The 25296-nt window shown below is 40.1% G+C and carries 36 protein-coding genes and 4 tRNA genes; 5 read left to right on the top strand and 35 right to left on the bottom strand.

What is annotated here, in order from left to right:
* Nucleotides 1–56: 56 nt before the first annotated feature.
* The 7 genes from ytxC to FWJ32_RS03990 form a co-directional block, all read right to left on the bottom strand.
* Nucleotides 57–938: a putative sporulation protein YtxC gene (ytxC, locus tag FWJ32_RS04020; RefSeq protein WP_149544685.1), complete on the bottom strand. Its 882-nt coding sequence runs from the start codon at nt 936–938 to the stop codon at nt 57–59.
* 54 nt (nt 939–992) lie between these two features.
* Nucleotides 993–1718: a DUF6873 family GME fold protein gene (locus FWJ32_RS04015; RefSeq protein ID WP_149544684.1), complete on the bottom strand. Its 726-nt coding sequence runs from the start codon at nt 1716–1718 to the stop codon at nt 993–995.
* A 25-nt stretch (nt 1719–1743) separates the two neighbouring features.
* A complete protein-coding gene (locus tag FWJ32_RS04010; RefSeq protein ID WP_149544683.1) occupies nt 1744–2685 on the bottom strand; it encodes a GGDEF domain-containing response regulator in 942 nt (313 codons plus the stop codon).
* Nucleotides 2686–2890: 205 nt separating this feature from the next.
* Nucleotides 2891–2966 (bottom strand) — tRNA-Cys (locus FWJ32_RS04005).
* Between the two features lie 9 nt (nt 2967–2975).
* Nucleotides 2976–3051 (bottom strand) — tRNA-Gly (locus FWJ32_RS04000).
* A 5-nt stretch (nt 3052–3056) separates the two neighbouring features.
* Nucleotides 3057–3132: transfer RNA gene (locus tag FWJ32_RS03995), tRNA-Phe, on the bottom strand.
* 8 nt (nt 3133–3140) lie between these two features.
* Nucleotides 3141–3218, bottom strand: a tRNA-Asp gene (locus tag FWJ32_RS03990).
* 293 nt (nt 3219–3511) lie between these two features.
* On the opposite strand from FWJ32_RS03990, the gene FWJ32_RS03985 reads away from it, so the two are divergent.
* From FWJ32_RS03985 to FWJ32_RS03970, 4 genes are all read left to right on the top strand, one after another.
* Nucleotides 3512–3808: an ArsR/SmtB family transcription factor gene (locus tag FWJ32_RS03985; protein ID WP_149544682.1), complete on the top strand. Its 297-nt coding sequence runs from the start codon at nt 3512–3514 to the stop codon at nt 3806–3808.
* 63 nt (nt 3809–3871) lie between these two features.
* The gene (locus FWJ32_RS03980) at nt 3872–4195 is read left to right on the top strand and encodes a NifB/NifX family molybdenum-iron cluster-binding protein (RefSeq protein WP_149544681.1); all 324 of its coding nucleotides are present in this window, start codon (nt 3872–3874) and stop codon (nt 4193–4195) included.
* A 49-nt stretch (nt 4196–4244) separates the two neighbouring features.
* Nucleotides 4245–4451, top strand: coding sequence for a 4Fe-4S dicluster domain-containing protein (locus FWJ32_RS03975; protein WP_149544680.1), 207 nt, complete (start codon nt 4245–4247; stop codon nt 4449–4451).
* Between the two features lie 4 nt (nt 4452–4455).
* The gene (locus tag FWJ32_RS03970; RefSeq protein WP_149544679.1) at nt 4456–4821 is read left to right on the top strand and encodes a heterodisulfide reductase subunit A-like protein; all 366 of its coding nucleotides are present in this window, start codon (nt 4456–4458) and stop codon (nt 4819–4821) included.
* 415 nt (nt 4822–5236) lie between these two features.
* On the opposite strand, the gene panF is transcribed toward FWJ32_RS03970, so the two are convergent.
* Together panF and FWJ32_RS03960 are read right to left on the bottom strand one after the other, a co-directional pair.
* Entirely contained in the window at nt 5237–6733 is a 1497-nt protein-coding gene (gene panF, locus FWJ32_RS03965; protein WP_149544678.1) for a sodium/pantothenate symporter, read from the bottom strand.
* A complete protein-coding gene (locus FWJ32_RS03960) occupies nt 6730–7029 on the bottom strand; it encodes a YhdT family protein (RefSeq protein WP_149544677.1) in 300 nt (99 codons plus the stop codon). The genes panF and FWJ32_RS03960 overlap by 4 nt, the downstream gene beginning before the upstream one ends.
* A 104-nt stretch (nt 7030–7133) precedes the next feature.
* On the opposite strand from FWJ32_RS03960, the gene FWJ32_RS03955 reads away from it, so the two are divergent.
* Complete coding sequence (locus FWJ32_RS03955; RefSeq protein WP_149544676.1) at nt 7134–8060, top strand: magnesium transporter CorA family protein; 927 nt, start codon at nt 7134–7136, stop codon at nt 8058–8060.
* Between the two features lie 171 nt (nt 8061–8231).
* Here the strand turns inward: FWJ32_RS03955 and FWJ32_RS03950 are convergent, their stop codons facing one another.
* From FWJ32_RS03950 to secY, 26 genes are all read right to left on the bottom strand, one after another.
* Complete coding sequence (locus FWJ32_RS03950) at nt 8232–9380, bottom strand: NAD(P)/FAD-dependent oxidoreductase (protein ID WP_149544675.1); 1149 nt, start codon at nt 9378–9380, stop codon at nt 8232–8234.
* Nucleotides 9370–9648, bottom strand: a complete 279-nt coding sequence (locus tag FWJ32_RS03945; protein ID WP_149544674.1) for a (2Fe-2S)-binding protein — start codon at nt 9646–9648, stop codon at nt 9370–9372. The genes FWJ32_RS03950 and FWJ32_RS03945 overlap by 11 nt, the downstream gene beginning before the upstream one ends.
* Nucleotides 9649–9651: 3 nt before the next feature.
* Nucleotides 9652–10149, bottom strand: a complete 498-nt coding sequence (locus tag FWJ32_RS03940) for a 4Fe-4S binding protein (protein ID WP_149544673.1) — start codon at nt 10147–10149, stop codon at nt 9652–9654.
* 1 nt (nt 10150) lies between these two features.
* Nucleotides 10151–11239, bottom strand: coding sequence for an NAD(P)/FAD-dependent oxidoreductase (locus FWJ32_RS03935; RefSeq protein WP_149544672.1), 1089 nt, complete (start codon nt 11237–11239; stop codon nt 10151–10153).
* Nucleotides 11236–11541, bottom strand: a complete 306-nt coding sequence (locus FWJ32_RS03930; protein WP_149544671.1) for a (2Fe-2S)-binding protein — start codon at nt 11539–11541, stop codon at nt 11236–11238. The genes FWJ32_RS03935 and FWJ32_RS03930 overlap by 4 nt, the downstream gene beginning before the upstream one ends.
* A gap of 29 nt (nt 11542–11570) precedes the next feature.
* Nucleotides 11571–12260 carry a FadR/GntR family transcriptional regulator gene (locus FWJ32_RS03925; RefSeq protein WP_149544670.1) on the bottom strand — a complete coding sequence of 230 codons (690 nt, stop codon included), beginning with the start codon at nt 12258–12260 and terminating at the stop codon, nt 11571–11573.
* A 90-nt stretch (nt 12261–12350) separates the two neighbouring features.
* Complete coding sequence (locus FWJ32_RS03920) at nt 12351–12461, bottom strand: MetS family NSS transporter small subunit (RefSeq protein ID WP_149544669.1); 111 nt, start codon at nt 12459–12461, stop codon at nt 12351–12353.
* Entirely contained in the window at nt 12462–13934 is a 1473-nt protein-coding gene (locus tag FWJ32_RS03915; RefSeq protein ID WP_149544668.1) for a sodium-dependent transporter, read from the bottom strand.
* Nucleotides 13935–14001: 67 nt separating this feature from the next.
* Complete coding sequence (locus FWJ32_RS03910; RefSeq protein WP_149544667.1) at nt 14002–14721, bottom strand: FadR/GntR family transcriptional regulator; 720 nt, start codon at nt 14719–14721, stop codon at nt 14002–14004.
* 261 nt (nt 14722–14982) lie between these two features.
* Nucleotides 14983–15372 (bottom strand): 30S ribosomal protein S9, encoded by a 390-nt coding sequence (gene rpsI / locus FWJ32_RS03905; protein WP_149544666.1) that lies wholly within the window; start codon nt 15370–15372, stop codon nt 14983–14985.
* Between the two features lie 14 nt (nt 15373–15386).
* The gene (rplM, locus tag FWJ32_RS03900; protein WP_149544665.1) at nt 15387–15824 is read right to left on the bottom strand and encodes a 50S ribosomal protein L13; all 438 of its coding nucleotides are present in this window, start codon (nt 15822–15824) and stop codon (nt 15387–15389) included.
* A gap of 89 nt (nt 15825–15913) precedes the next feature.
* Complete coding sequence (gene truA, locus FWJ32_RS03895; protein ID WP_203227569.1) at nt 15914–16675, bottom strand: tRNA pseudouridine(38-40) synthase TruA; 762 nt, start codon at nt 16673–16675, stop codon at nt 15914–15916.
* The gene (locus FWJ32_RS03890) at nt 16651–17454 is read right to left on the bottom strand and encodes an energy-coupling factor transporter transmembrane component T family protein (protein ID WP_149544664.1); all 804 of its coding nucleotides are present in this window, start codon (nt 17452–17454) and stop codon (nt 16651–16653) included. The genes truA and FWJ32_RS03890 overlap by 25 nt, the downstream gene beginning before the upstream one ends.
* Complete coding sequence (locus FWJ32_RS03885; RefSeq protein ID WP_149544663.1) at nt 17447–18304, bottom strand: energy-coupling factor transporter ATPase; 858 nt, start codon at nt 18302–18304, stop codon at nt 17447–17449. Before FWJ32_RS03885 ends, FWJ32_RS03890 begins: the two co-directional genes overlap by 8 nt.
* A complete protein-coding gene (locus FWJ32_RS03880; protein ID WP_149544662.1) occupies nt 18289–19128 on the bottom strand; it encodes an energy-coupling factor transporter ATPase in 840 nt (279 codons plus the stop codon). Before FWJ32_RS03880 ends, FWJ32_RS03885 begins: the two co-directional genes overlap by 16 nt.
* A gap of 64 nt (nt 19129–19192) precedes the next feature.
* Nucleotides 19193–19531, bottom strand: coding sequence for a 50S ribosomal protein L17 (gene rplQ, locus FWJ32_RS03875; RefSeq protein WP_149544661.1), 339 nt, complete (start codon nt 19529–19531; stop codon nt 19193–19195).
* Between the two features lie 14 nt (nt 19532–19545).
* A complete protein-coding gene (locus FWJ32_RS03870) occupies nt 19546–20493 on the bottom strand; it encodes a DNA-directed RNA polymerase subunit alpha (RefSeq protein ID WP_149544660.1) in 948 nt (315 codons plus the stop codon).
* Between the two features lie 44 nt (nt 20494–20537).
* Nucleotides 20538–21158 (bottom strand): 30S ribosomal protein S4, encoded by a 621-nt coding sequence (gene rpsD / locus FWJ32_RS03865; protein ID WP_149544659.1) that lies wholly within the window; start codon nt 21156–21158, stop codon nt 20538–20540.
* A 17-nt stretch (nt 21159–21175) separates the two neighbouring features.
* On the bottom strand, nt 21176–21568 hold the full coding sequence (gene rpsK, locus FWJ32_RS03860; RefSeq protein ID WP_149544658.1) for a 30S ribosomal protein S11: 393 nt from the start codon (nt 21566–21568) through the stop codon (nt 21176–21178).
* A gap of 12 nt (nt 21569–21580) precedes the next feature.
* Nucleotides 21581–21949, bottom strand: coding sequence for a 30S ribosomal protein S13 (gene rpsM, locus FWJ32_RS03855; protein WP_149544657.1), 369 nt, complete (start codon nt 21947–21949; stop codon nt 21581–21583).
* A gap of 12 nt (nt 21950–21961) precedes the next feature.
* Nucleotides 21962–22075, bottom strand: coding sequence for a 50S ribosomal protein L36 (gene rpmJ / locus FWJ32_RS03850; protein WP_010237732.1), 114 nt, complete (start codon nt 22073–22075; stop codon nt 21962–21964).
* Nucleotides 22076–22090: 15 nt separating this feature from the next.
* Entirely contained in the window at nt 22091–22309 is a 219-nt protein-coding gene (infA, locus tag FWJ32_RS03845; protein WP_149544656.1) for a translation initiation factor IF-1, read from the bottom strand.
* A 16-nt stretch (nt 22310–22325) separates the two neighbouring features.
* Nucleotides 22326–22613, bottom strand: a complete 288-nt coding sequence (locus tag FWJ32_RS03840; protein WP_149544655.1) for a KOW domain-containing RNA-binding protein — start codon at nt 22611–22613, stop codon at nt 22326–22328.
* 16 nt (nt 22614–22629) lie between these two features.
* The gene (map, locus tag FWJ32_RS03835; protein ID WP_149544654.1) at nt 22630–23376 is read right to left on the bottom strand and encodes a type I methionyl aminopeptidase; all 747 of its coding nucleotides are present in this window, start codon (nt 23374–23376) and stop codon (nt 22630–22632) included.
* Nucleotides 23377–24027 carry an adenylate kinase gene (locus tag FWJ32_RS03830; protein WP_149544653.1) on the bottom strand — a complete coding sequence of 217 codons (651 nt, stop codon included), beginning with the start codon at nt 24025–24027 and terminating at the stop codon, nt 23377–23379.
* A gap of 12 nt (nt 24028–24039) precedes the next feature.
* Nucleotides 24040–25296, bottom strand: coding sequence for a preprotein translocase subunit SecY (gene secY / locus FWJ32_RS03825; protein ID WP_149544652.1), 1257 nt, complete (start codon nt 25294–25296; stop codon nt 24040–24042).

The raw sequence follows: 25296 nt of genomic DNA, 5'->3' as shown, positions 1-25296 counted from the left end.
TTTTGATATCTTTTTATCAAATAAACAAAAGGATAGCTGCCTTTTGCTATCCTCTACTACTTTTTTATCATGCTCCTTATATCATTGCATAAGTTGCACCCACCACAAATGGAAACCCTGCCTCCAAACACATTTATAATGGTCTCTATTATCTCTTTGTTTACCGCTTTTTCAACTGAGTGTATATAAATTTTTACTGGCGCCATTGTAAGTAAAAAGCTTATTAATATATCATCCCTGTTCATTTCTGCCTCTATACTGTCCTGTATCGCCGATTCAATAAAATGGTTATCCAGTTCATTCATGTCCCCATCAAGAAGTTGATACGTGTCATCCTTTATTATTATATTTATTGTATCCAGTTTAGGGCTTTGCAGGTCAACAAAATACTTTAATAATTTTATAAAATCGTTATATTCCCTTTCCATAAGATATTCGTCTACTGCCCTATCAGCGATCTCACGCAGGCACTTTAAATAATTCTGGCCTCTGAATGATATAAAGCCTTCAAGATTTATCTCATGCATTTCACACAAGAAATCGTTTATACTTTTTCTCAACCCCTCTATTTTATATTCTCTAAGTTCCCTGTTATATTCGTCAGAAAAAGAAATTGCATTGGCATAGATAATTTCCTTTTCTTCTTTGTTAAAATAATAATAGTATCTATCTATTACTTTTTTTAATATGGTTTTTTCATGGACATCAACAATATAGGCACTTAAAGTACTGGCTATCAGCCCCATAGCAGCATTATAAGAGTCCCTCGTCGGTATATATCCATCTATGCATTCCAGTGAATAAATACATGTCTTTTTATCAACGATCTGCTTTTTTATCTTAAAAAATTCGCCGTCTTTAATCCTGGCCAGGCCTTTACACAGTTGCCTTAAAAACTCGTCTCTATTATCGTTGAGTATCACGGAGAAATAAGCCACTTAAATTCACTTCCTTTCTCCTGTAGTATGTGTATCCTCATATTCTTTATGCTGTCATAATGATTCCTGATTTAGAGAAATAATTGAACCTATGTCTATTATTTCATTGTCAGATAAATATTTTATTATTTTATTATGCTTTTCTGCAAACCCTTCAATTCTTTTAGAAACAGCCTTATCCCGTATCCTGCCTGTGAAAACAAGAATATCATCGTTTAAAGCACCACTGGCTCCACCAATAAACCCATAACTGTATCCCGGCAATCTGACATTGCCAGGTGGTAACAACAATGTATCTATACCTTCTCTTTCCAATACACTTGCGATACCTTTATCCTCTGTTATGACAGCATAGTCATTCAGGATACAGACATTGCATTTTGTATAGCCCTGATTTACATGCACAAAGGTGAAACCATATTTTTCTAGTATATCTCTAAGGACATTGTCTGTGTGTTTAAGGTTATGAAAAATTTTATTTCCAATTCTTGCTATATTATATGCTATATCTCCAGGATAATTGCATGTCAAGGTTGTGGCGCCCTTTATTAAGTTAAATCCAAGTGAACGAATAGCCCTTAATGTAGTATATGATGTACCCGGTGCATATATTACGTGATTATATATTGAATATATCAACATGTCAGGGTGAGCTGACACAGGAGACTGTAAATGTGGATGACTATACACTGGTATTACATTATTTCCCATATTTCTTAATGCTTTAATCTGTTTTTTTGCCCTATAATCCACAAGAAAGTATTTGTAATTTTTTTCCATGTTATCGCCTCAAAAAGAAGGAGTTTCATCTCCTTCTTCTATCAATGAAATAACTACTCTTAAATGCCATATTCTTAGCTACAGCCTTTAGCTCTGCTGCAACTTCACCTATTTCCAAAGGGCTCTTAAACCTGTGGTCTTCATTTACAACTATCCCTATTGAAACAGTCATAATTGGGTATTTCATTTCATGGCCGCGCCTATCTTTAGTTATTATATACCCTCTTTTAATATCCTCCTCATTGTAAAGCAGTTTGATTGAACTATCAAACGCTTTAATTATCTCCTGACTCAGTAGCTCCATTTTGTCGGTAGTAGTAATAACAACAAAATCGTCGCCACCAATATGGCCTATAAAGTCCCTGGTATCCCCCACTTTATGGTCGGCCTCTACTATGATGTCTGCCAGCAGTTTTATTCCCCTGTCGCCGCGTGAAAAACCATAATAGTCATTGAATGCTTTAAAATTATCCAGGTCTATGTAAAGGACAGCAAACTTCTCACCTGCCTCAAGCCGCCTTGTCATCTCCATGGTTATGTCAAGGTTACCATGAAGACCTGTAAGAGGGTTGGCAAGTCTGTTTCTGTCAATTCTTTTGAACAGATTTCTTACCCTGATTAGAAGCTCTTTTTCATTAAATGGCTTTACTATGTAATCATCAGCGCCAAGCTCCAGTCCTCGCAGCTTATCCTCTTCTTGCCCCTGCATGGTAAGTATGATAATAGGCATCAGGTTGTATACCGGGTCATCTCTGATTATCTTGCACACGTCCAATCCAGACAGCTTCGGCATAACAATATCTGTAAGCAGCAGGTCAGGTCGCTCCTTCTGTATCAGTTCTAATGTCTCCTCCCCATCAAAGGCGTTCACAACATCATAACCGGCTTTTTTTAAGATATCTGTTGTTATTTTGTTCGCCAGCACGGAGTCATCGGCTACCAATATCTTTTTCTTTTTCTCTTCCATTTATCAATCGTCGCCCCACCCAAATAATACTTCAATATATTATACTTATGTTGTATATGTTTTATGCTGCATTTTGTATCTAATATCTATTATATATATTTTACTTTTTTTATTCAATCCATGTCAAAAAATCTAATGAGCATATGAATTACAAATAATATACAAAAAGGGTGATAAAAATCACCCTTTAACTTTTTCTTATGTATGGAGGCGACGCCCGGATTCGAACCGGGGCATAAAGGTTTTGCAGACCTCTCCCTTAGCCACTTGGGTACGTCGCCATAAAAAAATGGAGCGGATGACGAGACTCGAACTCGCGACACTCGCCATGGCAAGGCGATGCTCTACCAACTGAGCTACATCCGCATATATGGTGCCCAAAGGTGGAATCGAACCACCGACACGGGGATTTTCAGTCCCCTGCTCTACCAACTGAGCTATCTGGGCAGATAATATGGCGACCCGGAAGGGGTTCGAACCCTCGACCTCTAGCGTGACAGGCTAGCGTTCTAAACCAGCTGAACTACCGGGCCGTTTGACATAATAAGTATATACGAGAATTCTATTTTAGTCAAAAATATAAAAATCCATTTACACGGGTTTATCTCTACATAGTTTCTAATATCTTTATATTTCTTTCCCTTTCGCCTCTACTCCGTCTAATGATATCCATCTCTGCACTAAGTGCTCAACTATATCATCATGTTATCCAATACCTGCCGATAACCTTATGAGCCATCCGTAATGCCCTTTTTAACCAATTCTTTAAGATTACCCTTGACAATATTCGAATAAACGAATATACTAAGTATGAAAGGATGGTCATATGATTCACAATAATTTTGATGTGTATGAAAGTTCGGCCGAATACTTTAAAGCCTTATCCCACCCTACCAGGATAAAAATAATAGAGCTATTGAGCAAAAGAGATATGTGTGTATGTGAGATGATGGCCGAACTCAATTTAGATCAATCGCACATCTCAAGACATTTAACGGTATTAAGAAATAATAACATAGTAGAGGATTCAAGAGATGGAAATAAAATTTTTTATACTCTTATCGATAAATCAATTGTTACTATAATAGAGCTTGTTAAAAAAGACCTATTCAAGTATGTTTAATCCGTGTTATTTTTTATCAAGTATATTCGTTTATTCGAATATTCGTTTATGGAGGTGAAAAAAGTGAAAATAGCTTTCGCTTCAAAAAATCATCTGGGTTTAAACAGTGAGGTGGGTACAAGCATATCCGGATCAGAATACTTTACTGTTGCTGATATAGAAGATAAGGAGCTAAAAAAAGTGCAAAATATCGAAAATATCTTCTATGGACATCAAAATATTGACGACAATGAATTTATTAAATTTATTCAATCTTTAAAAATTGATAAACTAGTCCTATTTAAAATTGATGATCCCGCTGTAAAAGAAAAGTTAAGTAAAAATAATATTAGTGTTATAGAAGGGGCAAACGGCAGAATAGCCGATGTATTGAATTCATTTGATTAATTAGCGTTCAATGAATAATCTTTATTTCCAGTGAAGGGGGGTGAACTTATTGGCAAAGAACTGGTATCCAATCATAAGTAAGGATAAGTGCATTCAGGATCATGAATGTGTTAACTTTTGTCCACACGATGTCTATACCATTGACGATGAGGGATATCCTAAAGTGGTTAATCCCGACAACTGTGTAGAGTTTTGTAAAGGATGTTCAAAAATTTGCCCCAGTGAGGCAATAACATATTTTGGAAATAGGAGGTAAAGCCATGAGTAAAAAAGGACTGTTGTTATGTGTCTGTCAGGGCACATGTCCGTCGTTTCAGGAGATGAATGTGTTTGAAGTATTAAATTCACTGAGAAGGGAAAATATATTTGAGTGGGTAGGTCTTCACCCGCAACTATGTGCTGACGATGGCGATAAATATTTAAGGGATATGCTGCGAGGGTGTGAAATCGATGAATTATACGTCGCCGGTTGCGACCCCACAATGCAGAGAAAGATGTACAGAGACGCCTTCGAAGATGCGGGATTTGCAAGAGACAAACATATAGGCGTGGAGATAAGAAACATGAATACACAGCAAGCTGTTGATGCGATAAAGAAAGCCGTCTCAGAAAGAGAACATGCTTAAAATCATGCAAATTTGCCAGGTACGGTGTGTATGTATATCAATCGCAACAGGTCTACCCTCATCTACAATATTGAGTTGATAATTCCTATTAGCTGAAAATACAACAATGGTTGGGACTGTACTTTGATATCAAAGACATTGTGTAGTCCCAACCTTTTGATTTAACGTTGCTCTATGTGATACAATTTTAAGATAAGCCTTATGTCACACTACAATTCAAAACCACCCCATGGAAGATATCCTGTATACAGGTGATAATTTGGCCAGGGATATCAATACAGCAGTCTTTTATGACTTCAACCGCCATACCCGCAGATGCAATCAATCCAGTATACATACGAAATTCAATTTAGACCAGTTTACCCCTCAAAAGATATTAACTCACCCTCACTAATGGACTTTCATACAATCCATTTTACACACCCCAAAACTTCTCTATAGTTTCCTCTTTTGGCGGTTTTGTAGCATAGGTAGCAATTAAAAAAGCTATTAGGCCTAAAATCAAGGTTAAAACTATTGGATGTGTGCCAAATGGCCTCGGCCATACCCTGCTAATAACGATAAAACTCACTATGCCAGTAATCATAGATGCTATAGCACCAGCTGCATTAGCTCTTTTCCAGTAAAGACCAAGTATAAGCATCCAGAAAAATGTAGCCTCAAGGCCACCAAAAGCATACAGGTTTATCCATATGATAAGTGATGGTGGCTTTATAGATGCCAAAATTGCAATAAGCCCCAGTAGAGCAGTTATTATCATGCTGGTACTGGTAAGTTTTCTCTGGTCATCATTTACTTTAGGATTTATATAATTTAGATAAAGGTCTTTAACTATAGTGCTGGATATAAGTATAAGCTGTGAGTCCACAGTAGACATTATAGCTGCCAACGGGGCAGCCAAAAATATGCCAGCAAACCAAGCAGGAAATAACCTCATGGCAAGTAATGGCATAACATTGTCCGTGGTAAGCCCTTGTGGTATCTCAGTGACAATCGCCCTTGCCATCACGCCGGTTAGATGAAGGCCAAGCATTAATACACCCGATACTACGGTACCAATTATAATTGCTCTATGCATGGACTTAGAATCTTTATATGCCATGGCCCTTATAGCATTCTGTGGGAGCCCGAGTATCCCTATGCAGACAAGCACCCAGTAAGATGAAATCCACGGCACAGCGATAAAGTTATCAACTCCATATGGTGTCAAGAGGTCCGGGTTAATAGTCTTTAAGGTGTGCATTATATTTGAAATGCCCCCACCTGCCATTATAGTGGCAATTAATATAACTACCGTACCAAAGACCATAATTGTCCCCTGTACAGCGTCAGTCAGGACCACTGCCCTGAACCCACCAACTGTTGTATAAATCAGAACAATGCTGCCAAACAGTATGAGTCCCCATATATACGGTAGGCCTGTAATGGTCTGAAATAATTTTGCTCCTCCTACAAACTGCCCAACAACTGCAACTATTAAAAATATAATTGCCCCCATCGAGGCAATCCAGACCACCAGTGGATTGTTATCATACCTCTCACGTATTACATCAATAATTGTTACTGCATTTACTTTCCTTGATACAATGGCAAACCTTTTGCCAAGTATACCGAGGGTAATATATGCTGTTGGAAGTTGTGTCATTGCAAGAAGGACCCAACCCAATCCTTGACTGTAGGCAGTGCCTGGCCCACCTAAAAAACTGGATGCACTGACATACGTTGCAACCAGAGTCATGGCCAGGACATATCCACCAAAGTTCCTATTGCCCAGGAAATATTCTCCCAAAAAGTTCCTTTTGCTTACAGTGCTTACCACTCTATTGCTGTAAAAACCGATATAGAGCATGATTAAAAGATACAAACCCAATGGTATCCAGAGCTGGATCAGATAGGAGCTGCTAAGGTTCATTTCCCCTTTCCCCCCTTCTTCTCATCTTCAAAAGAATCTAAGGGTATGTCTTTGAAAACCACTGAGACCACTATCCAGACAAGTATACTGAAAAGCACAAAGCTCACTATGCAGCTCCAAAAAAACCATGCCGGAAAACCCATTATATAGGTATATTCTTCCGGGGGTCTGGACCCTAAACCATATGCAAACACATACCACCATATGATGTTTGCAATGAGCAGGATTACCATAGAGAGTGTCTCTTTATTGGTCTGTCTATATCTCGGGTCTTCTTTAAAAGTTTTCTTCTCCACTGCTATTTCCCTCCTCGCTTTTTAATGTAAAAATTAAGTTTGCCATATTATGATATACTGTGTTCTGCCCATGGTGTGGTATAATAAAAAAGAGGTGTGGCTAAATGCAATATATCACTAAAGATCTTATTTATCAAGACTATATTGATAAAACATTGGATACAGTAGATGTGCTATGGGTAATGTCCAGTGTTGAGGAGTTTTTGTCAAAAAAGCTCGATGAAAAGATTAATTTAACAGAAAAAATAGTAGAACTGATAAATGCTGACCGACCAAAGATTAAGTTACATAGAATAAATGACGATTATTTTTTTGTAATGCCTTATTTTACACGACATCATTCAGGTTATTTAGTAGAATACATTTACTATATCTATAGAGAAGACGGTTATATTGTAACCCTGTATAAGGAAAAACCTGAGTTTTTTAAAGGCATAGAACACGATATAAAAAACAAAAAGATAGGAAAATTGAATGTGAACAAGCTATTGTTCTACATATTGGAAGAATGTTGTGAGAATTACTACAGCCTCAGCGACTGGTTTATGTCTGAACTTGAAAAGCTGGAAAGTAAAATCTACGATGTATATTCTATATCATATCTGCGCAACTTATTAAACTTTAAAAATATGGTATACAGATATGCTCATATAGTAAACCTGAGCAAGTATGTGGTCGACGACCTGAATGAAATTGATATGCTTGCAGAGAGTAAAGATTCTCTATCGATGGTATTAAATGAAAAATACAGGGATGCTTCTGAAAGGCTGCGATTTGTGCTGGAGTCCGCTAATAATGTCATTGAATCCTACGTGTCCATAATGGATCTTAAAGCTAACGAACAGATGCGGTTTTTGACTATAGTAGCCACACTTCTTATGCCTCTTACGGTGATAAGTGGAATATATGGGATGAATTTTAACAATATGCCAGAACTGAGGTGGAGGTACGGTTATTTTATTACTCTCGCCGTTATGGCTATTATCACTATTATACAGATTATATATTTTAAACGAAAAAAATGGCTATAAGGTTATATCTATAAATTTTTCCCTTATAACCGTTAGACGTTTCAATATCCTTCCTCAATGGCTTTAACCAGATTTACAGGACTTCATTTACAGGTGTTGGTATGCCGAGTTTTGCCCCCCTCCCTTACCACAGCACCATTTATATAATCTATTTCCGTAATCTTCTCAAGCTTATACAACAGAGGGCTCATAGATAAGCTCTCCCCTTTCAAACCTTCCTGCATCCAGCATGTCTATAGGTATTTCAGGCTCTTCGCCCAGTATATATTCCGCCATCAGTACACCTGTTATTGGTCCAAACATAAAGCCATGGCCACTGAAACCCGCCGCTATATAAAATCCATCCAAGCCCGGGACACTGCCGTATATGGGCTGAGAGTCAGGCGTCATCGTATATAGGCCTGCCCACTGCCTGACTACCCTTACCTTTGAAAGCGGTGGGTATATGCGGATAGCTTTTCTGGCCATTTCCTGAGCAAAGTGCCATGATGAGTTCACGCCCTGACTTTCAGGGTTATCCTGTTCGCCATAGCCCATTATGAATGTCCCGTTGGGTTCCTGCTGTATATAGAAATTCCATGAAAAGGACATAAGCATTGGGCCCAGGATTGTCTCCACTGGTTCCGTCACCAGAATTTCATGCCTTTCGGGCTTTAATGGAAGCTCCACCCCTACCATTCGCCCTATATCCTTAGCAAAGCCACCTGCGGCGTTTAACACCCTATGGGTTTTGATTTCACCCTTATCTGTGATAACTGATTCTATTCTATCATTTTTTACCTCTATACCCCTCACTGTTGTATAGGTATATATTTCAACACCAAGTCTCTTTGCTGCCTCTGCATATGCAAAAGTGGTTTGAAATGGGTTGGCATGACCATCCTTTTGATGAAATGCGAACGACATTACTCCCTCAGTATTCATATCGGGCACAATCTCCAGCGCTTCTTCAATAGAAAGTATTTTAGAGTTTATACCAAGGCTGTTTTGCAATGCAACATTCTTTTTAAACTGTTCTACCTCCTTTTCAGTCGTCGCAAAAAGCAGGTATCCACCCTGTTTGAATTCTATACTTCTTTTATAGTCTAAAATTTCCTCTAAGTTCTCCAGTATCTCACAGCTTGCCTTGGAGAGTCGGCAGTTCATCTCCGTTCCCCATTGCTGTCTTATCCCCGCTCCGCATCGTCCAGTAGAACCGCTGGCTATATATCCTCTTTCCACCACAATTATGTCCTTCATGCCTCTGGCAGCTAAATTGTATGCCGTGGCCAGGCCTGATATCCCACCTCCTATAATAACTATCTCAGCACTATTCTTCATCCTCATCACCCCCAGCAAGGGCAGTCATCTTTATGTTCTTAGCCGGCGGCCTGTATGTCGGTATATGGAGCTCATCTATGCTCTTACCTGTCTTAGATGCTACTACTTGAGCCAAGAGATTCCTGCAGGTCCTGCCCTGACATGGCCCCATAGAACATCTGGTAAGCCTCTTTATTTCCTCCAGATCGTCATAACCAAGGTCGATGAGTTCTTCTATCTCTTCCAGGGTTATATCCTCACATCTGCATACTATGGTCTTTCCCTCCATAATTTACGCCTCCACCTTTATATTCCTTACATTCATTATCATATCCTTAGGTACTGTCACAGTTATGAGAGGGGTCTTATCGTTATATCTGGTGTTCTGGACCCTGACCACCTTGCCTTTCCCCACTGGACTGCCGTATCTGTCAAGGGTTATAACCACGTCGCCCTTTTTGGGCAGCGGCAAAAACTCATATGGAAGCGTTACAGTAGCCTCATCTTCTGAAAAATTTTTGTTTATCACAAAAATGGCAAGGCCCGGGCATTTGCTTACACAAAGGGTGCAACCATTGCATCTATCATAGTCAATTATCGGTCTGTCATTGATGTTTTCAAGTACTATAGCCCCTCTCCTGCAATAAGTTGAACATGGATTACATGGAATCTCCTGAAAGCACTCTGCTACAGCCACAGGCCCCTTATCTAATGCGTAGTCAGGTGGGATAATCTCTTTTAAATCGGTCTCATCTGCTACTCCTTCCCTCAAAAGTCTTTGTGACACCATATCAAACGGCCTCCTCAGCAAGTTTTAATAAACCATTTCTAATTTTTGCTCCAACCGGGCCTGACCTGAGGGCGTTCAATCTCTTCAAGGCATTGTCCTTTTCTCTGGCGTAATTTCCGTTATCAAACCCTATAGCATGAGCAGCATTAAGACCGGCTAACCTTCCCTCTACCATTGCCGATGTAGCCTCCTCTATCTCTGCTGCATCGCCGGCTACGTATATCCCCTTTACAGTTGTCTCATAATCTTCATCCTTGACCGGGACATGCCCACCGAGTTGAGGTATGTACCTCATTTTGCAGCCCGCCTGCCATAGCAATTCTACCAACGGGTTTAGGCCAACCGCTATGCACATAGTGTCAATATCCATATCTATCTCAGTACCCGGTATTTGTCTAAACCCTTCATCTACTTTAACTATTGTCGCTCCTTCAAGCACTTCATTTCCGTAAGCCCTCTTCACTGTATAGGATGTTAGTATCGGCACCCCCTGTCTCCTTACCTTTGACGCATGGACAAGATAACCACCTATTGCAGGTGCGGCGTCAATTATTGCAGAAACCTCAACACCTGCCTGTAAAAGCTGATAACTGACAATAAGTCCGATATTTCCAGCCCCAACCATCAAGACCTTTTTGCCGGGCATCACACCATATTGATTCATCAAAGTCTGCACGGCACCGGCACCATATATCCCCGGTAAGTCATTATTTGGAAACAATAGATGCCTTTCCATTGCCCCTGTAGCAACAATGGTCTTTTTAGCCTTCAGTTTTACAAACTTATCCTCACCTTCTTCCAGAGCCCAGACACCGTCATCTTTGTAATATCCAACTGCAGTAGTGTTTAAAAGCACCTCTACACTTCTTTCTTTAAGTTCTTCTTTTAATATATTTGCAATGTCAAAGCCCCTGGTAGACGCATATTCCTCTCGAGAGCCAAAAAACATATGGGTCTGCTTTAAAAGCTGACCCCCAAGTTCGTGATTCCTGTCTATGATAGTTACGTGGGCTCCCATATCAGCTGCTGCTATGGCAGCTGAAAGTCCAGCAGGCCCTCCCCCTATAACAGCAACATCCGTATTAATCATTTTATAACCCCCTTGCCATGCTGTGTCTCGACTATCATACCATCCCTTAAAGGTTCTATGCACACCCTTACGTTAGGTGTCCCGTTTACCTTCATAAGACACGAGGAACAGTTGCCAATAGCACAGTAAAAGCCTCTCGGACGCCCCTCTTTAATGCTGTGTGAAAGCACCTTTACCCCATTGGCGTGCAGTGCTGCTGCGATGGTCTCACCCTCATATCCAATCATTTCCTGACCATCAAATATAAACTTTAATGCATGGCCTCTTTTGAACTCTAAAATTGGATGACTCTCTATCCTCAAATCAATTACCTCCTATTATCAAAAATGGTTTATGTTAGCGTTTCGCCTATCATATCTCTAAAATGCATAAGATGGTTGCGCATTGCATACACGGCCCTGTTTTCATCTCTTGATGCAATTGCCTCAAAAATGTCCTGATGTTCAGCACACAATGTCCTGCATTCCTGATGTGGCAAAATATATTTTTCATTTATATCTTTCAATGTGTTAATAATGTTTTGCATCGACTCAAAAAGTATGATGTTGTGTGCAGCCTTGGAGATCGCCAGATGAAACTCCATATCCAGGTCAGTTTCTCTGGTGTCGGATATCATTAATTTCATTTCACGGTTTATTTTATCCAGCGCATCAATATCATCTGATGTGGCCCTCATAGCCGCTAATCTTACAATATTCACTTCAATTATTTGTCTGCATTCATATATATCAATAATGGCAGATTCTTTATATTTTTGATAGTAGTCCCTATCTCTCTCTACCCCTACAGTTAACAAGCGCATATATCTTCCATCACCAGGGCGGGTTTCAATTATCCCCCTGTTCTCTAATACCCTGAAGGCCTCCCGCAATACACTCTTGCTTACCTTAAACATCTTCATAAATTCATTTTCGGTATATAGTTTTTCTCCTGGCTTAATCTCGCCATTGTTTATCATTTCCATTATGTAGTCAATGACCACTTCATAGAGTTTGGTACTCTTCACTGGCTTAATATACATATACTCACTCCCCGACCAAGTAAACCAAGTATACTCAGCAGACCAGTTTAATTGATTTACAGTGCGGGCCAGTAATGGCCCGCCATATTTTTAATCCCCTTTTTTATCCTCACTGGTAAATGCTATATTGAGGAAATAAATCATCCCTCCAAAAGTCAGCCCAAGTATTATAATCATTGTAATCAAACTTCCCGTGCTCATTTATTTCCCCTCCTTCTGCAGGAATTCAGGGTTCTTTGCTTTTATTGCCTTTGCCAGTGTATTGTTAAACAGCACAAATACTATTATAACCAATGCCCACTGCAAAAACATAGTAGCAGGGCTGTATGTCTCCAATGGATTCCACCATGTATCCGGATACAAGACGAATTCCTGATATATCCACCATCCGCAGATGATTGCAAACATAAGAGGGAAAAGCATTATACAATAGTTCCACCATTTCCCTATTTTTATGTCAGACACAGGATTGATGTCCTCCAGCCTTGCTTTTTCAAGACCATATCTCATCATTGCCAGTGAAACAAAGAGGCCACTTACCAATAACCCGACACCCCATACCTGGTCCTGGTTGTTTAAAAACTTTATATTTATGGCGGATGAAAGTCCACCAAGGAAACATAAGGTTACCACAAACGCCGCTGCCTTATTCCTGCTCCAACCTGCATCCATGAAGTTTCTTATGCCAACCTCATACATCGCATATAGTGATGTAAGTGCCGCAAATCCCATCGCCAGGAAAAAGATGGTGGCTATTATTGAACCACCAGGCATTTTGGGAAATAGTCTTGCAAGCCATATAAAGGTAAGACCTGTATTTCCTGCGCCAATAGCCTCATTTAAATTTTCGGGCGCCAGTGCAAATATAGTGGGTATTACCGTCATTGATGCAATCAGTGCAGCCGATGTATCTGCAAAACCTGTAATAAAACCGTTACATGCAACATCCTCTCTCTCACGGGTGTACACAGCATAGGTTATCATGAATCCCCATCCAGCACCGGTTGACCATGCCGACTGCGTAAATGCCTCCAGCCATACCTTACCGTTTAAAAGCTGACTGAAATCAGGATTAAAGAGATAATTAAGGCCGCCCACTGCGCCTGGAAGTGTCAACGCACGAATCATTCCAACTATTAAAAGCACAAAGAGTGTGGGTATCATAAACTTAGATGCTGCCTCTATACCTTTGTTAACACCTCTGAATACCACATATGCAGCAAGGGCTACAGATATGGTATGAAATAAAATGCCCTGCCATGGTGACGCTACAAAGTTGTTCCACAGCAGTTCAGTATTTACCCCTGGTTTTAACGCCCCTGAAAGACCCAAGGTGAAATATTTAAGAGTCCAACCCATGGTAACAGAATAATATGCTCCTAAAGCAAGGCATACAAATACCATCCAGCCGCCCATCCACGTGTACTTTTCACCCATGAAATCTCTAAAAGCACCTACTGTACCTTCTCTGGTACGCCTGCCTATAACCACCTCAGCAATAAGAAGCGGTACAGACCATACCAGCAGTGCCACGATGTACGCCACCATAAATGGTCCTCCACCATTGGCTGTTGCAACTCTGGGAAATCTCCATATGTTCCCCGTACCAATGGCCTGGCCCATTGCTGCAGCAATAAAGCCAAAGCGGGTTGCAAAGGTATCCTTTTTCTCCATAAATTTTCCCCCTTTTTTTCTAAAATAAATGCTTAAATCTCTTTCGACATTTGTACTGCCCTGTGCATCACCCCTTTCTATGTCTTGAGCTAACATCTTCCGAAAGTATTGTTTTTTTTAGCGACTCAATGTGTCTTTTTATAAGGGCATGAGCCTTATCTATATTTTTATCCTCTACAGCCCTTAAAATATCTATATGATCTTCACAAAGTACAAGCCATTCTTTATCATTTATATAGCCCTTTATGTTTAAATTCCTGGCAAACTGCATCTGTATATTTAAAATTTCCTTCAGCATAAAGTTGTGTGTTGCACCAGCAAGGGCAATATGGAACTCAAGGTCCATATCCTTTTCCCTATATTCCTTTAACTTTAAATTATCTCTGTATATCAGATCATTTACAATACTCCTCAGTCTGTTTATGTCTTTTCTTTCTGCCCTTACACAGGCTAATTTTACCACATCTGCCTCAACAATTTCACGAGCTTCCAGAAGGTCAGCTATTGTACCGTATTCCATATTATATAGAGGCATCAAACCAGCGGGCCTATCAATCTCTGACATAAGGTATCTGCCGCCCCCTGGTCTGCTGTCTACTATACCCCTGGATTCTAATACGCGAAATGCTTCCCTTATTACACTTCTGCTTACGCCAAACATATCCATCATTTCTCTCTCTGATGGTAGCTTATCTCCTGGTCTTAATTTTTCTGATTTTATTAGACCTTTAATTCTATCGACTAAAACTTCGTAAAGCCTGATATTTTTTATAGGAGACGACCCCATTTATAGCACTCCCTTAACTGGACCATCCACTTTTGTAATATATATTTCTATAGATAACTAAAGATTCCTTCATAACTTTTGAGAATATTATTAAATATTTTCTTGACAATGATAATGAATTAATTCACTCTGTATACTTATGAATTATAAAATTCATACCCTGGTTCTGATTTTAGGAGTTTGTACCATATCTAAAAATCCATTGTAGCGGCACATATATGTGAAAAAGGGACGAGCCTTCGCTCGTCCCTCCACCAGTAATTATCTCTTTGAAAACTGTGGTGCCTTCCTTGCTTTTTTTAAGCCATATTTGCGTCTTTCTTTCATCCTTGGATCTCTTGTTAGAAACCCTGCCTTCTTAATGACAGGCCTTAAACCGGGTTCAGCCTCAACAAGTGCCCTGGCAATGCCGTGTCTGATAGCACCAGCCTGGCCAGATATACCGCCTCCCAGTACATCGACCACTATGTCAAATCTGTTTAATGAATTGGTAAGCTCTAACGGTTGCCTGATTATCTGTTTCAATGTCTCAAGACGAAAATAGTCATCCACATTACGTCCATTTACAGTAATGGAGCCGGTCCCCGGGTAAAGTCTAACCTTGGCTACAGCATTTTTCCTTCTCCCAGTACCATAGTAAAAAGCTGCCATTCATATACCTCCTCTTATATGTGTAGCTCTAAAGGTTGTGGCTTCTGAGCTTCATGCTTATGTTCTGAGCCCTTGTAAACCTTTAATTTTTTTATCATCTGTCTGCCGAGCTTGTTCTTTGGCAGCATACCCTTCACTGCTTCATATATTACAAACTCGGGTTTCTTCTCCATTAACACCCTGTATGGTGTCTCCTTCAATCCCCCAGGATAACCAGAATAATGCCTGTAAAGCTTCTGATTTAACTTTTTACCTGTAAGGACGACCTTTTCCGCATTGATTATTATGCAATAATCCCCTGTGTCTACATGGGGAGTGTATATCGGCTTGGTCTTGCCTGTCAAAATCTTTGCCACTTCGCTTGCCAGCCTTCCAAGAGGTTTGCCCGTTGCATCAATTACGTACCAGTTTCTCTCGACTGACTGCGGCTTCGCCATGTATGTGTTCTGCATTTTTTTCCCTCCTGAATGTGTGTTTAGTATCCAGAATTAGCGGGGCTTCCAAGACACTATTTCAAGTATAATAAAGTTTCTTTATCCTGTCAATAGTAAACCTCCATAAGAAACAGCCCCTTCGAAGGGAGTGTCAGATAGCTTGCAGGCGTGTTTTTCCCTTCAACCATGTCTTTTACTTCTTGGACTGTCTTTTTTCTTCTTCCTACCTCTACAAGACAACCTGCGATCCTTCTCACCATATTATATAAAAACCCGTTCCCTTTTATATCAATATAAATGATATCACTTTCTCTGCCTACCTCCACACTCCACAGATTCCTTATAGTGGTCTTTGCACTGCCACCAGTAGACATATAGTTTTTAAAATTATGGGTGCCAACAAAAAGTTTTGATGCTGTATGCATCAATTCCATATTTAACTGATATGGACACCAGTAACAATATTCCTCAAAAAGGCCAGGCCTGAATCTAGAATTCCATATATAATACCTGTAGTGTTTTCCGATAGCGTCATACCTGGCATTAAAATTCATATCCACCTCTTCAGCATGAAATACCGATATGTCGTCAGGCAGGACGGCATTCAATGCATGGGGAAACCTCTCAGCAGGTATAGATGAGCCAGTTACAAAATTTGCCACCTGGGCCATAGCATGAACACCAGCATCTGTCCTGCCTGCTCCAATCAGTTTAACATCTTCGCCTGTGATCTTGTCGATAGCAGCCTTTAACACATCCTGAATAGCAACACCATTCTTCTGAGATTGCCAACCACAATAATTCGTACCCTTATACCTCACTTTAATTTTTACATTCCTCATACCTACCATACCCAATATCTGTTCCATATAAACAAACCTACCATCACGGTTGCAAAAACATAAGCCAGATAGTCATTCCTGTTATATATAAGTTCATGAAGTCTTGTCCTTCCCTCTCCACCCCTGTAACACCTTGCCTCCATAGCTATCGCCAGTTCATCCGCCCTTCTAAATGCATTTATAAATAGCGGCACAAGAAGAGGCACCATATTCCTTGCCCTGTTCAGCACATTGCCACTCTCAAAATCTGCCCCTCTTGCCATCTGAGCCTTCATAATCTTATCTGTCTCCTCCATCAATGTTGGTATAAATCTCAAGGCTATTGTCATCATCATCGCCAACTCATGGGCAGGTACACCAATTGGTCTTAAGGGTTTTAGCAAATACTCGATCCCATCAGTCATTATAATAGGCGGCGTGGTAAGGGTCAAAATTGAAGTACCAACGATTAAAAAGACAAGCCGCAATCCCATAAAAGCAGCCTGAGTAAGTCCTTCGTAAGTAACCTTCAAAAACAGAAATGACCATAACACCCTTCCTGGTGTCATAAACATATTAATTAAAACCGTTATGAGAAGAATTATAATTATACCCCTTAGGCCTTTTATGATATACCTTGCAGGTATACGCGAAAGATAAATTACAGTAAATAGAAATGCTGCTGCTATTATATAACCTGAAAACCTTGTAATAATAAAAAGGGAAATTATAAAAATAAGTGTCAATAAAATTTTTGTTCGCGGATCAAGACGATGTATGACAGACTCTCCAGGCACATACTGTCCAATCGTAATATCTCTAAGCATCCAAACCCACCTTCTTTAATATGTCATCCCTTGCCTCTTCCACAGTCAACACATCGTCACGCACATCCCAGCCTCTTTCCCTCAACCTTTCAAACAACAGTGTCATCTGCGGTACACCAAGTCCAACAGACATTAGAAGCTTTGACTCCTTAAAAACCTCTCTTGGCCTACCCGTCAATATTATTTTACCCCTGTTCATCACAATCAGCCTGTCTGATAACCTTGCAACATCCTCCATGCTGTGGGAGACCAATACTACTGTGATACCATTTTCACTGTTTAAAGACTTTATTTTCTCCAAAATATCGTCTCTGCCACGTGGATCAAGTCCTGACGTAGGTTCATCAAGAATTAAAACCTCGGGATGCATAGACAGCACACCTGCAATAGCCACACGTCTTCTCTCTCCACCTGAAAGTTCAAAGGGTGACACGTCTTTTATTGAATCATAATCAAGACCAACCTCCGTAAGCGCCCACTTTACCCTTTCTTCAATCTCTTCAGCACCCACTCCCTGGTTCATTGGACCAAAAGCCACATCTTTAAATACAGTCTCCTCAAACAATTGATGCTCGGGGTATTGAAAAACAAGACCTACCTTGCGTCTGATCTCTTTCAGGTTTACACCATGCTCTGTTATATCAGTGCCATCCACAAATATTTTACCACTGGTAGGTTTTAAGAGGCCGTTCATATGCTGTATCAACGTGGATTTTCCAGAACCTGTATGCCCGATCAAACCTATAAACTCTCCGTCATTTATCTCAAGGTCTATATTATCCAGGGCTATCGTCTCGAAAGGGGTACCCTTCCCATATATGTAGCTTACATTCTTCATCTTAATTGACATAGGCTTTCCACCATTTCATCCACTGTAAGTATCTCAGGCCGGATGTCAACTCCAGACTGCCTCAAAAGATATGCAAGCTCTGTTACCTGAGGAACATCTAAGCCAAAGGCCCTTATCCTTTCCACGTCCTCAAAAACCTCTTTAGGAGTTCCGTCCATTTTAATCTCCCCCTTATTCATTACAATAACCCTGTCAGCCAGAACGGCTTCTTCCATAAAATGTGTTATAAGTATTATAGTGATTCCATCAGCTCTATTCAATTTCATTATGGTTTCCATCACCTCAGCCCTTCCCAGAGGATCCAGCATAGCTGTCGGTTCGTCAAGGACTATGCACTTCGGCTTCATAGCTATAATACCGGCAATGGCAACCCTCTGCTTCTGACCCCCAGAGAGCCTGTAAGGTTCTCTTAATCTATGCTCATACATATCTACCGCTTTAAGCGCCATGTCTACCCTTTCCCTTATCTCACTTTGCGGTACACCAAGGTTCTCAGGTCCAAACGCCACATCATCCTCTACAACGGTGGCAACAAGCTGATTGTCGGGATTCTGGAAAACCATACCTACATTCTGTCTAATATCCCAGGTCCTTCTGCTATCCTTTGTGTTCATGCCATTTATATACACATCTCCCTCAGTAGGAATCAAAAGTGCATTTAAAAGACGTGCAAAGGTTGATTTACCCGAACCATTTTCCCCAAGGATAGCTACAAACTCACCCTTTTTTATACTTATACTGATATCATGCAGAGCGGGTTTTTGCTTTTTATCTTTCCCATATACATATCCTACATTTCTTACCTCTATGAAAACATCATCCATTGGCACACCCTCTTAAATAATTTTAAAATAGGGATTAAGAAAGACTTAATCCCTATTTAATGGACTATACAAGCTCTATTATTGCCTCTGGTGCACCGTCACCCCTTCTGTTGCCAAGTTTAATTATTCTAGTGTAACCACCATTTCTTTCTGCATACTTGGGGGCTATTTCATCAAATAATTTTTTCACTGTGGTCTCGTCCATCATAAACGCTAGAGCCTGTCTTCTTGAATGCAGATCTCCTCTTTTCCCCAGTGTTATCATATGTTCAGCAAGGGATCTAACCTCTTTTGCTCTTGTCTCTGTAGTAATTATTCTGTCATGCATCAGCAGCGAGGTAACCATGTTCCTGAGCATGGCTCTTCTGTGAGAAGAAGGTCTTCCCAGCTTTCTATATCCCATATTTTACCTCCTCCCTATTCATCGCTTTTCTTTAAACTAAGCCCCAGAAGTGCAAGCTTCTGTTGTACCTCTTCAAGGGATTTTTTCCCGAGATTCCGCACCTTCATCATATCCTCTTCTGTGCGCTGAATCAAATCTTCAACAGTATTAATACCAGCTCTCTTCAAGCAGTTATATGACCGCACTGAAAGATCTAACTCTTCAATGGTCATGTCAAGGACTTTGTCCTTTTTGTCCTCTTCCTTTTCTTCAACAATTTCTATTTCATCAACCTTTTCAGTTAACCCAACAAATAAATTCAAATGTTCAATCATAATCTTAGCTGCAAGACTGATAGCCTCATCAGGCTTCAATGTACCGTTAGTCCAGACCTCTAAGGTTAATCTATCATAGTCTGTAATCTGTCCCACCCTGGTATTATCCACACTAAAATTCACACGTTTGACCGGAGTATATATAGAATCTACAGGTATAACCCCTATCGCCTGGTCCTGTTTTTTATTCCTCTCTGCTGTAACATAGCCGCGTCCAGGTGTTATTGTAATCTCCATGTTTAATACAGCATTTTCTTCTAATGTCGCTATATGCAGGTCAGTGTTAAAAATCTCAACATCGCCATCTGTCTTTATGTCTCCACCGGTTACAACTCCCGGCCCCACCGCCTCAATCCTGGCAATTTTTGCCTCTGAACCATATAATTTAATTGCCAGTTCTTTTAAATTTAAAATAATCTCTACCACATCTTCTTTTACACCAGGTATTGTTGAAAACTCATGAAGCACCCCATCAATTTTTATAGATGATACAGCAGCCCCAGGCAATGATGAGAGCATTATCCTCCTCAACGCATTACCCAGAGTTATGCCGTATCCCCTTTCCAGAGGTTCTATTATAAACTTACCGTAGCAACCATCCTCAGAAACCTCTGCCCTGTCAATTTTTGGTTTTTCTATTTCTAACATTTATATAACCCTCCTTAATTGCTGGCAAAATTTCGAGGGCATCATTACTTAGAATAAAGCTCTACTATAAGGTGATCCTCAAACTGTATATCCATATCCTCCTTCTTAGGCAAACCAACAACAATACCCTCCATTTTATCTCTGTCAACAGATAGCCAGGCTGGAATGGTTCTTTGAATGTCAAGATTACCCTTTACTGTCTCGTTATCCCTGTGTCTCTCAACTACGGTTATCACATCATTTAACTTTACATTGTAGGCTGGTGCATCAACCTTTTTGCCATTTACCTTAAAATATCCATGACTTACCATCTCTCTGGCCTGAGCCCGGGATGAAGCAAACCCCATTCTATATACCACATTATCCAGCCTTCTCTCCAGTAAATGGAACAAATTATCGCCGGTCATGCCCTTCATGCGCTCGGCCTCTTCAAAATACCTTCTAAACTGTCTTTCCATTATTCCATATACTCTCTTAGCCTTCTGCTTCTCTCTCAACTGAGTACCATAATAACTAAGCTTCTTTCTGTTCTGGCCATGCTCGCCGGGTGCATAAGGCCTTCTGGCTACCGGGCACTTATCTGTATAGCATTTATCTCCTTTTAAGAAGAGTTTCTGTCCTTCTCTGCGGCATAATTTACATGATGGACCTATACTTTTTGACATAAAATATCGTCACCTCCTTAAACCCTTCTGCGTTTTGGCGGCCTGCAGCCATTATGAGGTATTGGCGTAACATCCTTTATTGCATTAACTTCAAGCCCTGCCGCCTGCAACGCCCTTATTGCCGCTTCTCTTCCAGCTCCGGGGCCTTTTACAAATACTTCAACCGACTTAAGGCCAAACTCCTGAGCTGCTTTTGCTGCATTCTCTGCAGCTATCTGGGCTGCAAATGGAGTAGATTTTCTTGAACCCTTAAAACCCGCTCCACCAGCGCTAGCCCATGAAAGGGCGTTCCCTGCCATATCTGTAATCGTAACTATTGTATTGTTAAATGTTGAATGAATATGAGCTATACCACTTTCGACATGTTTATGTTCACGTTTTTTACGTGCTCTCCTTGTCTTGGTCGGCATCAAATTCCCTCCTTATTTTTTCTTCTTAGCCACAGTCTTTTTAGGACCCTTCCTTGTCCTTGCATTTGTCCTCGTCCTCTGTCCTCTTACAGGAAGGCCTCTCCTATGTCTTATCCCACGGTAGCATCCTATATCTACCAGTCGCTTAATGTTCTGTGCTACCTCACGTCTTAATTCGCCTTCAACCTTGTATTCCTTCTCAATTATGTCCCTTAACCTGTTTACCTCTTCATCAGTCATATCCTTTATTTTAATGTCCGGACTGACACCTGCTTTATTTAAAATTTCTTTAGCCCTGGAACGTCCAATTCCATATATATATGTGAGACCTATCTCGGCCCTCTTTTCTCTTGGCAAATCAACTCCTGCTATTCTTGCCATCTTTACACCTCCTTAACCCTGCTTTTGCTTATGCTTAGGATTTTCACAAATAATCATAACCCGACCTTTTCTCTTTATAACCTTGCACTTCTCACACATTGGCTTTACTGATGGTCGAACCTTCATAAATTATTACCTCCTTTATTTGGCGCGCCACGTAATTCTTCCTCTGCTCAAGTCATATGGCGATAGTTCAACCTTGACCTTGTCGCCAGGCAATATTTTTATAAAATTCATTCTGAGCTTTCCAGAAATATGTGCCAGTATAACATAACCATTCTCCAATTTTACCTGAAACATGGCATTGGGTAATGCTTCAAGCACTGTCCCTTCCATTTCAATTACATCATCTTTGGACAAATTATCAAAACCTCCTTTATTCCTCACAGACATCATTGAGGTTGATGTTAAGGAGACTTTTACAAAGCTCTGTATTCGTCGGTTTTTTGCCATTTAAAATTTTTGTCCTGATATTTTCGTCTACGACATTATACTTAATAAGATGCTTTATTTTCTTCTTTTTTGGCTTTTCCACCTTGCGCAAAGAGCCATCAGCAATATAAGCATAAGGATCTTCTACATTCAATACAATAAACAGTTTTCCTTTATCTCTACCAGCCTTAGATTTTACGACCTGGCCAACCTTAAGACCTATACCGTCCATCAAAGTCCCCCAATCATCATAAAGTAAGAATCTCAGGTTCATCCTCAGTTATTACTATAGTATTTTCATAATGAGCCGATAAGCTACCATCTGCAGTGATAACCGTCCATCCGTTGCCCAACGTCTTAACCTTATAATCTCCTGCATTTACCATTGGTTCAATGGCAAGGACCATACCTGGTAGCAACCTTGGTCCTCTTCCTTTTGGCCCATAATTAGGTATCTGAGGATCCTCATGCATATCTCGACCTATACCGTGACCAACATAGTCCCTGACTACTGAATAACCATTGTTCACAATATACGTCTGGATGGCATTAGATATATCATACAACCTATAACCCGTACGTGCAAACTTAATACCTTCAAAAAAGCTTTGTTTTGTTACATCAATTAATTTTCTGGCATCATCGCTGATCTCTCCCACAGGAAATGTCCTTGCAGCATCTCCGTAGTACCCCTCATAAATTGCCCCAATGTCTATACTTATTATATCTCCATCCTTTAAAACTCTGTCTCTACTGGGGATACCGTGAACTACTTCTTCATTAATTGATGCACAAATGCTGGCAGGAAAACCTTCATATCCCTTAAAACCCGGATAGGCATTTTGTTTTAGAATAAATTCCTCAGCAATAGAATCTAAAAATTCCGTAGTAACACCAGGTTTTATGTGTTCCTCCAGAAAATCCAGTGTCGCTTTTACAATTTTGCCTGCCCTTCTCATTAAAGCTATTTCACTTTCAGACTTTATAATAATCATTTACCTGTCGCTCTCCAATTTTTTGCATATATCCCTGAATACTTTTTCTATCGAGTTGTCAGCATCTACATTATAAAGCAATGACAGTGCATTATAATATTCAATCAAAGGTTTTGTCTCTTTTATATATACGTCCACTCTTGTTGCTGCTACATTCACATCATCATCTGATCTCTGTATTAACCTGCCACCACAATTATCACATACGCCTTCTATTTTGGGCGGGCTAGTGATGACGTTGAACAAAGCGCCACAATTCTCACATATTCTTCTACCAGCTATTCTACTTATTAATTTTTCCCTGGAAATATTAAGGTTAATCACAGCATCTAACTTTTTTCCGTTTTTTGTTAAAAAACTCTGCAACACATCAGCCTGAGATACTGTCCTCGGATAGCCATCAAGCAAAAAACCTTTATTGACATCTGGATTGGACAGCCTATCTTCTACCATCCTGTTTACTATTTGGTCGGGGACTAAAAGACCTTTCTTTATATATTCATCAACTAATAATCCAGTTTCTGTGGCGGCGATAATATTCTCTCTGAACATATCACCGGTAGATATATGGGGAATGTCAAAATGACGGCATATTAATTTAGCCTGTGTCCCTTTTCCTGCTCCTGGTGGACCAATTATAATCAATCTCATGCTTACACACCTCTATTTCAAGAAACCCTGGTAATTCCTCATCACTAGCTGAGCCTCCAGCTGCTTTACAGTATCCATGGCCACACCAACTGCAATCAAAATAGCAGCCCCGCTGAAGTAAAGGTTCAAGCCAGTAATTTTCATTACTATCACCGGTATAACAGCGACAAGCGCAAGAAAAACACCACCAACCATTACTAACCTGTTCATAATTTTTGTTATATAGTCAGATGTTGGCTTGCCGGGTCTTATACCAGGTATAAAACCACCATACTTTTTCAGGTTTTCGGCAACATCTTCAGGGTTAAACACAACTGCAGCATAAAAAAATGTAAAGAAGACAATCAAAATCGCATCAAGTATATTATACAGCACACCACCTGTATTAAACCAGGTGTTCATAAAGTGTGCATAACCGCTGTTAGGGAAAAACGCTGCTATTTGCAGTGGAAATTGCAGTATAGAGACAGCAAATATTATCGGTATCATCCCAGTAGGGTTTACCCTAAGCGGTAGATGAGTGCTTTGACCACCATACATTCTCCTTCCCACCTGTCTACGAGCATATTGGACGGGAATACGTCTTTGTCCTTCTGTTATATACACAATAGCTACTACCATGATAAGTGTTACAACCCAGTAAACTGTAGCACCAATGATACTTGTTGTACCAGCCTTAACATATTGATAGGTAGTGACAAACATTGCTGGTATTCTTGATATAATACCGGCAAATATAATCATTGAAATGCCATTGCCTATCCCCTTCTCATTAATCTGTTCGCCAAGCCACATTAAAAATGCAGTACCTGCTGTAAGGGTAAGAGCAATTAATAATAAGTTAAAAGTTGTTGCCTCTGTCACTGCTCCCCTTAACCCATAGGTCATACTTATGGCTTGAATAAAGGCTAACACCACCGTGCCATATCTGGTATACTGTGCTAATTTCTTTCTGCCTTCTTCTCCAGCTTTAGCCATTTGCTCCCATGATGGGATTGCTATAGTAAGCAACTGGACTATAATTGACGCTGTAACATATGGCGTAATACTTAAAGCAAACACAGTAAAGTTACTGAATGACCCACCAGATAGAACATCAAAAAATCCAAGCAATTGTCCACTGTTCACCATTTGCTTGATGATATTGGTATCTATACCAGGAACCGGTATATGTGAACCAGCTCTAAAAACAAGGATCATCCCAAGCGTAAACAAAATTCTATGCCTTATATCCTTGACATGCCAGGCGTTAAAGAGAGTTGAAAACAA

Source organism: Calorimonas adulescens, assembly GCF_008274215.1.
Lineage (GTDB): Bacteria > Bacillota > Thermoanaerobacteria > Thermoanaerobacterales > UBA4877 > Calorimonas > Calorimonas adulescens.
The sequence above is the reverse complement of the archived record's forward strand: the minus strand, read 5'-3'. Positions and strand labels throughout refer to the sequence as shown.